Here is a 13083-nt window from a genome sequence, read left to right as displayed (position 1 = left end):
GGTTGCCGCCTGGGTCGGTCGCGGCCCGGACACGATCCTCGTACGCCGCCAACTCTCAGTCAATCCTGGGGTTTTCTTCCGAGACCCAAGCATTACCTTGGGTCCCATGACTCTGGACGACCTCCGTGTGTTCGTGGCCGTGTGCCGCGCGGGCAGCCTCAGTTCGGTCGCCCGGGACCTCGGCCGCACCCAGTCCGCCGTCAGCCAGCACGTGAAGCGGCTGGAGCGGGAGACCGGCGTCGCCCTGCTGGAACGCCGGCCGCGCGGGGTCGTGCCGACCCGGGCCGGCCGGATACTGGAGACGGCGGCGGCCGAGGGCATCAACGGCCTCGACCTGGCCGTGCGACAGCTCCGCGACCTCCTCGACGGCCACAGCGGCCACGTCCGGGTCGCCACCGGCGCGACGACCGTACGGCACTTCATGTCCGGGGCGGTCGTGGCCTTCCGCCGCAGCCACCCCAGGGTCAACCTGGAGTTCCGCACGGTCAGTTCGGGCCGGGGCAGCTTCGACGCCCTCGCCGACGGCAGCCTGGACCTCGCCTGGATCACCATCGGCCCGCCGGTCCGGGGCATCGAACAGCGCACCGTCGTGGAGCTGCCCTGGCTCCTCGCCGTCCGCTCGGACGACCCCCTGTCCGGCCGCCCCCACCTCGACCCCGCCGAACTGGCCGACACCCGGCTCATCAGGCTCCCGCCCAACTCCGCCTCCGCCGCCCACCTGGAAGCGGCCTGCGCGGAACGGGGGGTGCGGCTCGCCCACGAGCCGAGCGTCGCCGACTGGGACACCGCCCTGCTCCTCGCCGAGCTGGGCGTCGGCAGGGCGGTCGTCCCCGCCGTCCCAGGCCTGCCCGTCCCCGGCGACGGCCCGCTCCGGCTGATTCCGCTGCCCGGCCTGCGCCCCCTCCCCGTCGGCTGGGCCGTACGCCGCTGGGACGCGCTCAGCCCGCCGGCCCGCGCCTTCGCGGACACGGTCGCGTCCGTGCGCTGAGCGACGGCCCGGCCCGCACCGTCCGGCCGGCGTCCCCCGCTCCGAGCGCCCCCTCGCCCCGGTCAGCCGTCCTTCCGGGCGAGGAGGAACGCCTGCGGGGCCGACTCCCCGTGCTCCTCCGCCCGCTCCCGCACCGTGCTGGAGTGCACGGCGAAACCGGCGCCCCTCAGCAGCCCGGCCATCCGCTCGGGGCGGCGCCGGTGGAAGTCCAGGGAGACGGGGTGGCCCCAGGGCCGGTCGAGGCGGAGGGGTTCGTCGCCGGTCTGGAAGGCGAGGAGGAGCCGGCCGCCGGGGGCCAGGACCCGGTGGAACTCGGCGAACAGGTGCGGGAGTTCGTCCACGGGCGTGTGGATGCTGGAGTACCAGGAGACCACCCCGCCCAGCGAACCGCCGGCCAGGGGCAGCTCCCGCATCGAGCCCTGCTCGAACCGCAGCCCGGGGTACCTGCGGCGGGCGACCGCGATCATCGACTCGGACAGATCGAGGCCGGACACGGACAGACCGAGCCCGTCGAGGTGTGCCGTGATCTCGCCGGGACCGCAGCCGAGGTCGGCGACCGGGCCCGTGGACCCGACCTGTTCGGCGTACGCGGCGAGGAGGGCCCGCTCCAGGGGCCGGTGCGCGAGCTGGTCGCGGAAGTGGACGGCGTAGTCCTCGGCGATGGCGTCGTAGAAGGCCCGGGTGTCGCTCATGGGCAGGGACCCTAGCGGGCCGTACCCGGACCCCCGCCTGAAGGACGTCACGAAGCGCAGTCGGACGCTGTCCGGGGACGCCCGACTCCGCCTTCCTGGAGGGCGACCTGACCGTCTGGCGGGACGCGGTCTAACGGGTCCCCGTCAGCCGCAGCAGCGCCGTCGTCGCGGCGGCGGCCAGCACCACCGTGGCGAACGGGGCCCGGCGCCAGGCCAGCGCGGCGGCGACCAGGACCCCGGCCGGGCGGGCCCAGCCCGCGAAGCCCCCGGACTCGGTCAGCGTGCCCGTGGCCAGCAGGGCGACCAGCAGCACCACCGCGCCCGCCGACGCCAGCTCCTGCACCCGGGGCGGCACGGTGACCCGGCCGTGCAGGGCCGGGCCGACCAGCCGGAAGGCGTAGGTGCCGACGGCCAGGGCGAGGGTCACGGTGACGACCTCGTTCATACGGCGGCCCCGGAGACCGCGGGGCGCCGGTGCGCGAACAGGCCGGCCAGCGCGAGCAGCAGCGGGACCCCGGCCGGGACGGCGGGCGCGGCCGCCAGGGCGAACCCGGCGCCGAGCAGGGCGCACCGCCGTACCGCCGGGTCCGCGCGCAGGGCGGGCAGCACCAGGGCGGTGAGGACGGCGGGGAAGGCGGTGTCGAGGCCGTAGCGCCGGGTGTCGCCGAGCGCGCCGCCCGCGAGGGCGCCGGCCAGGACCCCGAGGTTCCACACCGCGAACAGGCCGAGCCCGACGAACCAGAACGCCCGGCGCCGCCGGGCCGGGTCCGGCTGGGCGAGGGCGAAGGCGACCGTCTCGTCCGTGACCAGATGGGCGCCGAGGAACCGGCTCACCCACCGGCCGGAACCGATGATCTCGGCCACGGCCAGACTGAACGCGGCGTTCCGGGTGTTGAGCGCCAGCCCGGCGGCCACGGCGGCGGCCGGGCCGCCCCCGGCGAACAGCACGCCCAGCGCGCTGAACTGGGCCGCTCCCGCGTACACCACCAGGGACATCAGCACCGGCATCCACAGCGGCAGCCCGCCGCCGACGGCCACGGCGCCGAAGGACAGGCCCACGATGCCGCTGGCCAGCCAGACGCACGCGCTGTCCCGGACGAGGGCACGGTCGTCGGCGCTGTCGGTGGGCCCGGCGGGGCCCGTTCGTTGTGCCGAACGCATGTTTTCTACGATGAACGCTGAGCACATAGTCCGTCAAGGCACACGATCGTGTGATGGAGCGAACGACATGTCCGAGTTCACCCCCGCCCGACTCCCCCTGGAATGGATCGCCGCCGCCCTGAAGCGGGAGCGCGGCCGCGCCGGGCTGTCCCTGTCCGAAGTGGCCAGGCGGGCGGGGGTCGCCAAATCGACCCTGTCCCAGTTGGAGGCGGCGAGCGGGAACCCGAGCCTGGAGACCGTCTGGGCGCTCGCGGTGGCGCTCGGCGTGCCCCTCAGCGCGCTGGTCGAGCCGCCCGTGCGGCCGGTGCGGGTGGTCCGGGCCGGCCAGGGGCCCGCGGTCCGCTCCGAGGGACCCGGCCACCTGGCCTCGCTGCTCTCCGCCTGCCCGCCGGGCGCCCGCCGGGACCTGTATTTCGTCTGGCTGGAACCGGGCGCCGTACGGGAATCGGAATCCCATATTCCGGGTACCGAGGAACACCTCGTGGTGACCGAGGGCACGGTGAAAGCGGGGCCGCGCGGGGAGGCCGTGGAACTGGGGCCGGGGGACTACATGTCCTACCGGGCGGATGTGCCCCACGCGTACGAGGCGCTCGCGGCCGGGGCGAAGTTCGTGCTCCTCGTCCAGCACAGGTGAGACGCCGTGGACCCGCGTTCGTGAACGGGAAATGAACGGGAAAAGGCAGGAGCCCCGTCGCCGGATGGCGTGGGGCTCCTTGGGTACTGCTCTCAGGTTCTGCGATCAGGCAGGAATCAGGCGGGGGTGACGTTCTCCGCCTGCGGGCCCTTCGGGCCCTGCGTGACGTCGAAGGTCACCGCCTGGTTCTCCTCGAGGGAGCGGAAGCCGGTGGCGTTGATCGCGGAGTAGTGAACGAAGACGTCGGGGCCGCCGCCCTCCTGGGCGATGAAGCCAAAGCCCTTTTCGGCGTTGAACCACTTAACGGTTCCGGTAGCCATAAGCCCTCCTTGGGCTCAAAAGGGTTGCCCTGCTCCAGAACCTGCAAGTGTGAAACGGTGCCGCAACACTGCATACTTCTGAAAACGACGAGAGCCCGCGGTCACATGCTCCGCAGGCTCTGTACTGCAAGGGAAACCAAACTGCAACTTGCGGCGAGCCTAGCACGGAGGCACCGGAAAGCAATAGAGGTAAAGATCACTTCACCCGAATGTTTGAACGTCCGCTGGGCCGTTCGGGGTCGGGGTGGTCCAGGTGCCGTACGGGGCGGGGGCTAGTCTCGCGATGTGGACAATTCTCGCCCCCGGCCGCGTGTCGGCCACATCCAGTTCCTGAACTGCCTGCCCCTGTACTGGGGGCTCGCGAGAACCGGCACGCTTCTCGACTTCGAGCTGACCAAGGACACCCCGGAGAAGCTCAGCGAGCGGCTGGTGCGCGGCGAACTGGACATCGGGCCCGTCACCCTCGTCGAGTTCCTCCGCAACGCCGACGACCTCGTCGCCTTCCCGGACATCGCCGTCGGCTGCGACGGGCCGGTGATGTCCTGCGTGATCGTCTCCCAGCTGCCGCTGGACCGGCTGGACGGCGCCCGGGTCGCCCTCGGCTCGACCTCCCGCACCTCGGTCCGGCTCGCCCAGCTCCTGCTCGCCGAGCGGTACGGCGTCCGGCCCGACTACTACACCTGCCCGCCCGACCTCGGCCTGATGATGCGGGAGGCCGAGGCCGCCGTCCTCATCGGCGACGCGGCCCTGCGCGCCAACCTCGTGGACGGGCCCCGCTACGGCCTCCAGGTGCACGACCTCGGCGCGCTCTGGAAGGAGTGGACCGGGCTGCCGTTCGTCTTCGCGGTCTGGGCCGCCCGCCGGGACTACGCCGCGCGCGAGCCGGACATCACGCGGCGCGTCCACGAGGCGTTCCTCGCCTCCCGCAACCTCTCCCTGGAGGAGGTCACCAAGGTCGCCGAACAGGCCGCCCGATGGGAGGCGTTCGACGAGGCCACCCTGGAGCGGTACTTCACCACCCTCGACTTCAGCTTCGGCGCCCCCCAGCTGGAGGCGGTCGCCGAGTTCGCCCGCCGGGTGGGGCCGACGACCGGGTTCCCGGCCGACGTACGGGTGGAGCTGCTCCAGCGGTAACCGTCCGCGGGGCACCGGGAGAAGGGGGACGGCGCGTGGGAGGACCGACCACGGAGGCACTGGTGCTCGCGGCCGGCGTGTGGGGCGCGCTGACGGGCGCGCTGCTGCCCCGGGCCGCGTACCGCTTCTCCGCCCCCCACGGCGAGCCGTGGCGCGACCGCTGCCCGGCCGGGGCCCATCCGGTCCGGGGGTGGCTGGGGGGCGACGGGTGCGGGGAGTGCCGCAGGGGGGCACGGACGGGGGCCCGCGAGGGGTCCCCCCGGGGCACCCCCTCCGCCGCCGTCCTCACCCTCGTCACGGCGCTCGTCTGCGCCGCCCTGGCCGCCGCCACCGGCGCCCGGCCCGAGGTGGGGGTCTGGCTGCTGCTCGCGCCCGCCGGCGTCCTGCTCGCCGCCGTGGACCTGCGGGTGCGCCGGCTGCCCGACCCGCTGACCCTTCCGTTCGCCGCCGCCGCCCTCGCCCTGCTGGGCCTCGCCGCCCTGCTCCCCGAGCACACCGGCCACTGGCCCACCGCCCTCTGCGCCGCCGGGGCCCTCGCCGCCGGTCACCTGGTGCTGCACCTCCTCAACCCGGACGGCATGGGCTTCGGCGACGTGAAATTGGCCGCCGGGACGGGCGCCGTACTCGGCTGGTACGGCTGGTCCGCCGTGCTGCTCGGCACCTTCGCCGCGTTCCTGCTCGGCGCCCTCTACGGCGGCGCCCTCGTCCTCGCCCGGCGCGCGGACCGCAAGACGGGCGTGCCCTTCGGCCCGTTCCTGCTCGCCGGCACCCTCGCCGGCCTCCTGACCGGGGCCTTCGCGGCCTGACGTCGGCCGCCCGAACCGCCTGGCGTAGGCTGGCGTCCGTCCGTCCACAACCCCTTACGAAACCTTGCGAAAGGGACGCCGGTGACCGAGAAGGCCGACCTCCAGTCCGTCCTCGACCGCGCCGCGGCGGGCGGACGCATCACCCCCGAGGAAGCGCTCGCCCTCTACCGTGACGCCCCCCTGCACGCCCTCGGCTCCGCCGCCGACGCCGTGCGCCGCCGCAAGTACGCGGGCACCGAGCACATCGCCACGTACATCATCGAGCGGAACATCAACTACACGAACGTGTGTGTCACGGCGTGCAAGTTCTGCGCCTTCTACGCGGCCCCCAAGGACACCGGGAAGGGCTGGACCCGCGACCTCGACGACATCCTGCGCCGCTGCGCGGAGACCGTCGAACTCGGCGGCACCCAGATCATGTTCCAGGGCGGCCACCACCCGGACTACGGCGTCGAGTACTACGAGAAGCACTTCCGGGCCATCAAGGAGGCCTTCCCGCAGCTCGTGATCCACTCCCTCGGCGCGTCCGAGGTCGAGCACATGGCCCGGATCAGCGGCGTCTCCGTCGAGGAGGCCATCACCCGGATCCACGAGGCGGGCCTGGACTCCTTCGCGGGCGCCGGCGCGGAGCTGCTGCCGGAGCGGCCGCGCAAGGCCATCGCCCCGCTGAAGGAGAGCGGCGAGCGCTGGCTGGAGATCATGGAGACCGCGCACCGGCTGGGCGTGGAGTCCACCTCCACCATGCTCATGGGCACCGGCGAGACCAACGCCGAGCGCATCGAGCACCTGCGGATGATCCGGGACGTACAGGACCGCACGGGCGGCTTCCGCGCCTTCATCCCGTACACCTACCAGCCCGAGAACAACCACCTGAAGGGCCGCACCCAGGCGACCCTGTTCGAGTACCTGCGGATGATCGCGATCGCCCGCGTCTTCCTCGACAACGTCCAGCACATCCAGGGCTCGTGGCTCACCACCGGCAAGGAGATCGGCCAGCTCTCCCTGCACTACGGCGCGGACGACCTCGGCTCGATCATGCTGGAGGAGAACGTCGTCTCCTCGGCCGGCGCGAAGCACCGCTCCAACCGCCTGGAGATCATCGACCTGATCCGCAAGGCGGACCGCGTCCCGGCACAGCGCTCGACCACGTACGAGCACCTCGTCGTGCACGACGACCCGGCGAACGACCCCGTGGACGACCGCGTGGCCTCCCACATCTCCTCCACGGCCATCGAGGGCGGCACCGCCCACCCCGAGCTGAAGCTGCTCGCGCCGAACTAGGGACCGGGCCGCCGTGCTGACGCTCCACGCGGACTCCCAGGGACACGCCTACCTCGTCCAGGGCGAACGGATCGAGGCCGTGGGGCCCCTGGAGGACCTCGCCGCCGCGCACCCGCACGCGCGGGTGCGCGCCTGGCCGGGCATCCTCACGCCCGGGTTCGTCAACCCCCACGGCAACGAGCTGCTGGAAGGGGCGTACCACCCGGACCCGCGCGAGGCCGGCACCCTCGGCACCGAGCCGCTGACCGGGGCCGCGCTCGCCGCGCTCGCCCTGGACGACGCCCGCCGGGGCGCGAGCGCCCGGCGCGGTGTGCAGCGCATGCTGGCGTACGGCACGGTCGCCGTGGCCTGCGAGCCGCTGCGCGTCCGCGCGGTCCAGGACGCGGTGCGCCGCACCGGCATCGCCGTCGTACCCCGCACGGCCCCCGCCGACGGCACCCCGTCCCTGGACCCCTTCGCCCACGAGCCCCGGACGGCCCCGCCCCGCCGGCCGGGCTCCGCCGCCCACTTCGCCGTCTTCGACGTCACCGACCCCGCGGAACTGCGCGCGGGAGGCGTGGCGACGTGCGTGGCGACGGTACTGTCCGGCCGCCTCGTCTTCCGCCGCCGCTAGCCACCCACACGCAGCAAGCCGCCGCCCCGGCCGTGCGGCCCGGCTGCAACAATGGGCGGGTGACCCGCGCTTCCCTGAACAAGCAGCCGCACGAAGTCGCCACGATGTTCGACGACGTGGCGGAACGGTACGACCTGACGAACGACGTGCTGTCGCTCGGCCAGGACCGCCGCTGGCGCAAGGAGGTGGCGAAGGCCGTCGACGCCCGCCCCGCGCAGAAGGTCCTGGACCTCGCCGCCGGCACGGCCACCTCCTCCCTCCCCTTCACCCGGACCGGCGCGTACGTGGTCCCCTGCGACTTCTCGCTGGGCATGCTCCAGGTCGGCAAGAAGAAGCACACCTGGCTGCCGTTCACCGCGGGCGACGCGACGCGGCTGCCCTTCAAGGACGACACCTTCGACGCGGTGACGATCTCCTTCGGCCTGCGCAACGTCCAGGACACGGACGCGGCGCTGCGCGAGATGTACCGCGTCACCCGGCCCGGCGGACGCGTGGTGATCTGCGAGTTCTCCCACCCGACCTGGACGCCGTTCCGGACCGTCTACACCGAGTACCTGATGCGCGCGCTGCCGTCGGTCGCCCGCGCGGTCTCCTCGAACCCGGACGCGTACGTCTACCTGGCCGAGTCCATCCGGGCCTGGCCCGACCAGCCCGGCCTCGCCGAGCGGCTGCGCAAGGCGGGCTGGTCGAAGGTCGCCTGGCGCGACCTGACCGGGGGCGTGGTCGCCCTGCACCGGGGCTTCAAGGAGGACCCGGGCCTCACGGAGAGCTGATCCCGGCCACCTCGCAGGGATCGTGCGGCGGGTCCAGTTCCCGCCGCATCCCCCCGCGCGGCGGCCCCGGCACGCGCGGCTCCCGTACGCCTCCGCCGCCCTCGCCCTCCGGGAAGTCGAACCACACGTACACCACCGAGTCCCGCGGCACCTCGGTCCCGGGCCGCGGATGCTGGCGTACGACGTACTCCACGGCGGCGGGGCGGAGGTCCGGGCGGTCCGGCGCGCTCAGGGACAGGCCCCGCGCCCGGGCCGTCTCGTGCGCGTCCACGGCCATCAGACCGACCAGACGGGGAACGCGCACTTCGGGTGTCTTGGGTGGTATGTGCACAGATGTCACCCCCAGCGGTACTGGCAGGGTAACTCCGGCCCGTCCCGCCCGGAAGGCTCCGGTGCCGTTCCGTAACAGACGGACACGTAGAGTGACTACCGCTGAGGGCGGCCCTTCGGCCGGACGGTCAACTGGGCTGAATAGACTGCCTGTGTCCCGTGCCGGCCGGCACACACCTTTCGACCTTGGGGAGATCCCGCCGTGACCGTCGTGACCGAGCCGCTCTCCGAGAACACCGCCGACGTGATCGTCGTGGGCGCGGGGCCGGCCGGCTCCACGACCGCGTACCACCTCGCCAAGGCCGGACTCGACGTGCTGCTCCTGGAGAAGACCGAGTTCCCGCGCGAGAAGGTGTGCGGCGACGGACTGACCCCGCGCGCGGTCAAGCAGCTCGTCGCCATGGGGATCGACATCTCCGAGGAGGCCGGCTGGCTGCGCAACAAGGGGCTGCGCATCATCGGCGGCGGCGTCCGCCTCCAGCTCGACTGGCCGGACCTCGCCTCCTTCCCGGACTACGGTCTGGTCCGCAAGCGCGACGACTTCGACGAGCAGCTCGCCCGGGCCGCCCAGAAGGCGGGGGCGCGGCTGTACGAGCGGTGCAACGTGAGCGGCCCGATCGTGGACGACCGCACCGGCCGCATCACCGGCGTCACCGCCCGGCTCGGCGAGGACAAGCGCGAGGTGGCCTTCCACGCGCCGCTCGTCGTCGCGGCCGACGGCAACTCCACCCGGCTGTCCCTCGCCATGGGGCTGCACCGCCGCGAGGACCGCCCGATGGGCGTCGCGGTCCGGACCTACTTCGAGAGCCCCCGCCACGACGACGACTACCTGGAGTCCTGGCTGGAACTGTGGGACCGCCGCGGCCCCCAGGACCGGCTGCTGCCCGGCTACGGCTGGATCTTCGGCATGGGCGACGGCACCTCGAACGTGGGCCTCGGCGTGCTGAACACCTCCGCCGCCTTCAAGGAGCTGGACTGGCGGGAGATCCTCAAGGCGTGGTGCGCCTCCATGCCGGAGGACTGGGGCTACACCCCCGAGAACATGACCGGCCCGATCCGCGGTGCCGCCCTCCCCATGGCCTTCAACCGCCAGCCGCACTACACGCGCGGACTGCTGCTCGTCGGCGACGCCGGCGGCCTGGTGAACCCCTTCAACGGCGAGGGCATCGCCTACGCCATGGAGTCCGGCCAGATCGCCGCCGACGTCATCGTGCAGGCCCACGCGCGCGCCACGCCCGCCCAGCGCGAGACCGCCCTCCAGCGCTACCCGCGCGTCCTCAAGGACACCTACGGCGGCTACTACACCCTGGGCCGCGCCTTCGTGAAGCTCATCGGCAACCCGAAGGTCATGCAGATCGCCGCCCAGCGCGGTCTGACCCACCCGATGCTGATGAAGTTCACCCTCAAGCTCCTCGCCAACCTCACCGACCCCACGGGCGGCGACGCGATGGACCGCATCATCAACGGCCTGACCAAGGTGGCCCCGAAGGCCTGACCCCGCGGCGGGCGGGTCCCGTCCTCCGGAAGCGCTGCCGGGGCGCCGCGGGGCCGTGCGGCGCCGGATCCGCCGAGGGGGCGGCCGGCGCCGACGCGGACCCGAGGGGTTACGCCTCGAAGGCGGTCTCCCGGGCGGACCGGCGGGCGTACACCTCGTCCCGGCGCTCCGTCATCTGCCGCAGCGCGTCCTTCCGCTCCCGCCTGGACAGCCGGTCCAGGTAGAGCCGGCCGTCGGTGTGGTCGGTCTCGTGGGCGAGGCAGCGGGCGAAGTACCCCGTGCCCTCGATGACGACCGGCCGGCCGTCCTTGTCCTGCCCGCGCACCACGGCACGGTCCGGCCGCGGCACGGCGATCACGGCGCCGGGCACCGACAGGCAGCCCTCGTTCTCGTCCAGCAGCCGTCGCTCACCGGTGGGCGTTTCGAGCACCGGGTTGACGATGTGTCCGACATGCCGGACTCCGTCGTCGTCGGGGCAGTCGTACACGAACAGCCGCAGACCGACGCCGACCTGATTCGCCGCCAGCCCCGCGCCCTCGGCGACGTACATCGTGCGGAACATGTCGTCGATGAGCGCGGCGAGGTCGGGCCCGAACTCCGTGACGTCCCGGCACGGCTTGTGCAGCACCTCCTCACCGGCCTCGGTGATGCGCCGCACCACGCCACGCCCGGCCTCGGGGGCGTAGCGCGGGTAGTAGTCGGCAGGACTTCCCTGTACGAACACGCGTGGCATCGCGTGGACTCCTTCACTCGGACGCGGACCACCGGCCGGCGGCCCGAGCAGAGCATGTCAGGGAACGCGCGAGGGCCGCTGCCCGGGGGCAGCGGCCCTGTTGTGCGTGCGAGGGGTGCCGAGCGCGCTCAGAGCACCCGTACGGCGCCGGTGGGCGGGTCGTAGGACAGCGGGCGCTCCACCACGCCGGTGGAGGAGTTCTGCGCGCCGACGAACATGCCGCCGCCGACGTACACCGCCACGTGGTACGCGCTGCCCGCGCTGCCCCAGTACAGGATGTCGCCCGGCTGGAGGTTGCTCAGCGAGACCTGGGTGCCGGCGGTCGACTGGTCCTGCGACACGCGCGGCAGGCTGACGTTGATCTGCCTGAAGGCCGTCTGCACCAGGCCGGAGCAGTCGTAGGCGGACGGGCCGGTGGCGCCGGGGACGTACGCCTTGCCGACCTGGGACTTGACGAAGTTGACGATCGTCGCGGCCGAACCGGTGGCCGTGGACGTGCCGGTGTCGGTGCTGGTGCCGGTGCCGGTACCCGCGTCCGTGCTGCTGCCGCTGCCGCTGCCGCTGCCGTTGTCGCCGAGGGTGGTGGTGCCGGTGTCCGCCGAGGCGGTGAGCACGGTCCGCTCCGCGGCGCGCGACGCGCGGGCCGCGGCCTCCTTGCGGGCCTCCTCCTGGGCCTTCTTCTTGGCCTCGGCCGCCTTCTTCTTGGCCTCGGCGAGGTCCGCCTTCGCCTGCTTCGCGGCCTTGGCGGCAGCCGCGTCACGCTCCGCCTGCAGCTGGTAGTTCGCGGCGGCCTGCTCGGTCGCGTCCGCGGACTGGGCCGCCTGAGCGGCCAGGTCGGCCGTCAGGGTGGGCAGTTCGAGGGTCTGCGTCACCGGCTCGGCAGCGTTCGCCGACCCGGACGCCCCGGCGACTGCCAGGGTGCTGAGGACGCCACCGGCAACTCCGGCCCGCACGGCGAGGGTCGACGCGCTGCGGCGGGGCTTCCGGTGGCTGCGTATGTGAGCGGTGTGGGACATGGGAACAACCGGTACCAGGGGCTCCTTCATATCTTCAAGAAACGTGTCGTCCGCCACAGTTGCTCAATCGATACCTGGAAACCCGGGCGTGTCGCCCTTTATTGACGCCGTAACGGACATTGCGGGCCGTCGTGATCAAGCCCTTGATCACGGTCTTTGATCATTACGTCCGAATTGCCCCGCGCTTACCACTGGTTGAGGTCGTTGGCCAAGCCCGGTTCTCATCGCCCTCTCATGGATGTGACGGACGTCACGGAACGGGCGCCGGAACTCCGGCGTCCGGCGCGTGCGGACTTCGTGAACGCGCGCACGCGCCGGGATGCGCGTTCACACCCGCCGCGGTCTCCCTCTCGGGGTGTGAACGCGCTCCTCTATCAGATGCATGCGTCCGACACCAATTTGCATGCAGGCGAACCTTCTTGATATTGAGGCGACCCTTCCGGCCTGCGCTGACAAGTGGGAATGTCACTTCTGGTGATCAACTGAACGCTTCCGGTGTGAAGATCACCCATCATCCGACTTCATGATCCTTCGTCAGGTGGTGGAGATCACAAAGCTTGTGCAATACCCCGTGTCGCAGATCACAGAGTGACAGGCATAAGATGCGAGGCAGTCGGGCTTGTGACCTGCTTCACATGTTCTCGATCTTCGCCCGGGACGAGCGGGGTTCGTGGGACCGGTGGGGCGGATGTGAGCCCAGTGTTCCGCCAGCAGTCAGTGCCGACTGAGAGGAGCGAGGAGCGGTGAACGCGTATGCGCCCATCCTCGTACTGGGAGCCCTCGGGGCAGGCTTTGCGATCTTCTCCGTGGTCATGGCCACGCTGATCGGTCCGAAGCGGTACAACCGCGCCAAACTCGAAGCCTACGAGTGCGGCATCGAGCCGACCCCCACGCCGGCCGGCGGCGGGCGCTTCCCCATCAAGTACTACCTGACGGCGATGCTCTTCATCGTCTTCGACATCGAGATCGTCTTCCTCTACCCCTGGGCCGTCACCTTCGACGCCCTGGGGATCTTCGGGCTCGTGGAGATGCTGCTCTTCGTGCTCACCGTCTTCGTCGCGTACGCGTACGTATGGCGGCGCGGCGGCCTGGAATGGGACTGAGGGG

16 protein-coding genes are annotated in these 13083 nt (G+C 72.3%); 9 read left to right on the top strand and 7 right to left on the bottom strand.

Annotated features, from left to right (window positions below; all coding sequences use genetic code 11):
• The first annotated feature begins 106 nt into the window (after positions 1–106).
• Positions 107–988, top strand: a complete 882-nt coding sequence (locus tag AB0E62_RS24620; protein WP_362197676.1) for a LysR family transcriptional regulator — start codon at positions 107–109, stop codon at positions 986–988.
• Between the two features lie 62 nt (positions 989–1050).
• Here AB0E62_RS24620 and AB0E62_RS24615 read toward each other — a convergent pair whose 3' ends face one another.
• The 3 genes from AB0E62_RS24615 to AB0E62_RS24605 all read right to left on the bottom strand — a co-directional run bounded on the left by AB0E62_RS24615 (position 1051) and on the right by AB0E62_RS24605 (position 2841).
• Positions 1051–1680: a methyltransferase domain-containing protein gene (locus AB0E62_RS24615; protein ID WP_362197673.1), complete on the bottom strand. Its 630-nt coding sequence runs from the start codon at positions 1678–1680 to the stop codon at positions 1051–1053.
• A gap of 130 nt (positions 1681–1810) precedes the next feature.
• Positions 1811–2125, bottom strand: a complete 315-nt coding sequence (locus AB0E62_RS24610) for an AzlD domain-containing protein (protein ID WP_362197670.1) — start codon at positions 2123–2125, stop codon at positions 1811–1813.
• On the bottom strand, positions 2122–2841 hold the full coding sequence (locus tag AB0E62_RS24605; protein WP_362197667.1) for an AzlC family ABC transporter permease: 720 nt from the start codon (positions 2839–2841) through the stop codon (positions 2122–2124). Before AB0E62_RS24605 ends, AB0E62_RS24610 begins: the two co-directional genes overlap by 4 nt.
• Before the next feature lie 67 nt (positions 2842–2908).
• Between AB0E62_RS24605 and AB0E62_RS24600 the strand changes: the two genes are divergently transcribed.
• The gene (locus AB0E62_RS24600) at positions 2909–3475 is read left to right on the top strand and encodes an XRE family transcriptional regulator (RefSeq protein ID WP_362197664.1); all 567 of its coding nucleotides are present in this window, start codon (positions 2909–2911) and stop codon (positions 3473–3475) included.
• 116 nt (positions 3476–3591) lie between these two features.
• On the opposite strand, the gene AB0E62_RS24595 is transcribed toward AB0E62_RS24600, so the two are convergent.
• Entirely contained in the window at positions 3592–3795 is a 204-nt protein-coding gene (locus AB0E62_RS24595; RefSeq protein WP_030778293.1) for a cold-shock protein, read from the bottom strand.
• 285 nt (positions 3796–4080) lie between these two features.
• Between AB0E62_RS24595 and AB0E62_RS24590 the strand changes: the two genes are divergently transcribed.
• The 5 genes from AB0E62_RS24590 (at position 4081) to AB0E62_RS24570 (ending at position 8402) form a co-directional block, all read left to right on the top strand.
• Positions 4081–4929, top strand: coding sequence for a menaquinone biosynthesis protein (locus AB0E62_RS24590; protein ID WP_362197660.1), 849 nt, complete (start codon positions 4081–4083; stop codon positions 4927–4929).
• A 35-nt stretch (positions 4930–4964) separates the two neighbouring features.
• Entirely contained in the window at positions 4965–5735 is a 771-nt protein-coding gene (locus AB0E62_RS24585) for an A24 family peptidase (RefSeq protein ID WP_362197657.1), read from the top strand.
• 81 nt (positions 5736–5816) lie between these two features.
• Positions 5817–7016 (top strand): cyclic dehypoxanthinyl futalosine synthase, encoded by a 1200-nt coding sequence (gene mqnC / locus AB0E62_RS24580; RefSeq protein WP_362197654.1) that lies wholly within the window; start codon positions 5817–5819, stop codon positions 7014–7016.
• A 13-nt stretch (positions 7017–7029) separates the two neighbouring features.
• On the top strand, positions 7030–7629 hold the full coding sequence (locus tag AB0E62_RS24575; protein ID WP_362197651.1) for a hypothetical protein: 600 nt from the start codon (positions 7030–7032) through the stop codon (positions 7627–7629).
• Positions 7630–7688: 59 nt separating this feature from the next.
• Complete coding sequence (locus AB0E62_RS24570) at positions 7689–8402, top strand: demethylmenaquinone methyltransferase (protein ID WP_362197648.1); 714 nt, start codon at positions 7689–7691, stop codon at positions 8400–8402.
• On the opposite strand, the gene AB0E62_RS24565 is transcribed toward AB0E62_RS24570, so the two are convergent.
• Positions 8389–8706, bottom strand: a complete 318-nt coding sequence (locus tag AB0E62_RS24565; RefSeq protein ID WP_362197645.1) for a PASTA domain-containing protein — start codon at positions 8704–8706, stop codon at positions 8389–8391. The genes AB0E62_RS24570 and AB0E62_RS24565 overlap by 14 nt on opposite strands.
• A gap of 228 nt (positions 8707–8934) precedes the next feature.
• On the opposite strand from AB0E62_RS24565, the gene AB0E62_RS24560 reads away from it, so the two are divergent.
• Positions 8935–10227: a geranylgeranyl reductase family protein gene (locus AB0E62_RS24560; RefSeq protein ID WP_362197642.1), complete on the top strand. Its 1293-nt coding sequence runs from the start codon at positions 8935–8937 to the stop codon at positions 10225–10227.
• Positions 10228–10336: 109 nt separating this feature from the next.
• Here AB0E62_RS24560 and def read toward each other — a convergent pair whose 3' ends face one another.
• Together def and AB0E62_RS24550 are read right to left on the bottom strand one after the other, a co-directional pair.
• The gene (gene def / locus AB0E62_RS24555) at positions 10337–10960 is read right to left on the bottom strand and encodes a peptide deformylase (protein ID WP_362197639.1); all 624 of its coding nucleotides are present in this window, start codon (positions 10958–10960) and stop codon (positions 10337–10339) included.
• A 128-nt stretch (positions 10961–11088) separates the two neighbouring features.
• Positions 11089–11976, bottom strand: a complete 888-nt coding sequence (locus AB0E62_RS24550; RefSeq protein ID WP_362197636.1) for a C40 family peptidase — start codon at positions 11974–11976, stop codon at positions 11089–11091.
• 743 nt (positions 11977–12719) lie between these two features.
• Between AB0E62_RS24550 and AB0E62_RS24545 the strand changes: the two genes are divergently transcribed.
• Complete coding sequence (locus AB0E62_RS24545) at positions 12720–13079, top strand: NADH-quinone oxidoreductase subunit A (protein ID WP_003992243.1); 360 nt, start codon at positions 12720–12722, stop codon at positions 13077–13079.
• Positions 13080–13083 lie beyond the last annotated feature (4 nt).

The organism is Streptomyces sp. NPDC038707, assembly GCF_040636485.1.
GTDB lineage: Bacteria > Actinomycetota > Actinomycetes > Streptomycetales > Streptomycetaceae > Streptomyces.
The sequence above is the reverse complement of the archived record's forward strand: the minus strand, read 5'-3'. Positions and strand labels throughout refer to the sequence as shown.

Excerpts from the sequence above, each read along its gene's own strand:
- AB0E62_RS24620 (WP_362197676.1), top strand. The coding sequence starts at position 107 with ATGACTCTGGACGACCTCCGTGTGTTCGTGGCCGTGTGCCGCGCGGGC.
- AB0E62_RS24615 (WP_362197673.1), bottom strand. The coding sequence starts at position 1,680 with ATGAGCGACACCCGGGCCTTCTACGACGCCATCGCCGAGGACTACGCC.
- AB0E62_RS24610 (WP_362197670.1), bottom strand. The coding sequence starts at position 2,125 with ATGAACGAGGTCGTCACCGTGACCCTCGCCCTGGCCGTCGGCACCTAC.
- AB0E62_RS24605 (WP_362197667.1), bottom strand. The coding sequence starts at position 2,841 with ATGCGTTCGGCACAACGAACGGGCCCCGCCGGGCCCACCGACAGCGCC.
- AB0E62_RS24600 (WP_362197664.1), top strand. The coding sequence starts at position 2,909 with ATGTCCGAGTTCACCCCCGCCCGACTCCCCCTGGAATGGATCGCCGCC.
- AB0E62_RS24595 (WP_030778293.1), bottom strand. The coding sequence starts at position 3,795 with ATGGCTACCGGAACCGTTAAGTGGTTCAACGCCGAAAAGGGCTTTGGC.
- def (WP_362197639.1), bottom strand. The coding sequence starts at position 10,960 with ATGCCACGCGTGTTCGTACAGGGAAGTCCTGCCGACTACTACCCGCGC.
- AB0E62_RS24550 (WP_362197636.1), bottom strand. The coding sequence starts at position 11,976 with ATGTCCCACACCGCTCACATACGCAGCCACCGGAAGCCCCGCCGCAGC.